Consider the following 250-nt stretch of genomic DNA (forward strand, 5'->3'; position numbering starts at 1 on the left):
CGGAATGACCAGCGAGCCGCTGAAGTATTCATGCCCGCTGTCACGCAACAACCCGGCCACCTGAAGCTGGGCGCGGATCTCCGCCCCGGCTTTCAGCTTTTTCTCCGGCAACCGGTAGCCCAGCGTGCGGTTGGCAAAACCCAGCTTAAACTGCGCCACTAATTCAGGATGGTTCAGCCGCCGTTTGGTCAGATAGGCCTGTGCTTCCGGGGCATTGAGCAACGTATGATGGTAGAACTCCGCCACCCGT

The 250-nt window shown here is 59.6% G+C and carries 1 protein-coding gene; it reads right to left on the reverse strand.

All coding sequences use genetic code 11. The features are described 5' to 3' along the window. On the reverse strand, nucleotides 1-250 hold a 250-nt coding region (locus PSI23_RS23775), incomplete at both ends, for a hypothetical protein (protein WP_507232782.1).

This window comes from Xenorhabdus yunnanensis (assembly GCF_028598805.1).
GTDB lineage: Bacteria > Pseudomonadota > Gammaproteobacteria > Enterobacterales > Enterobacteriaceae > Xenorhabdus > Xenorhabdus yunnanensis.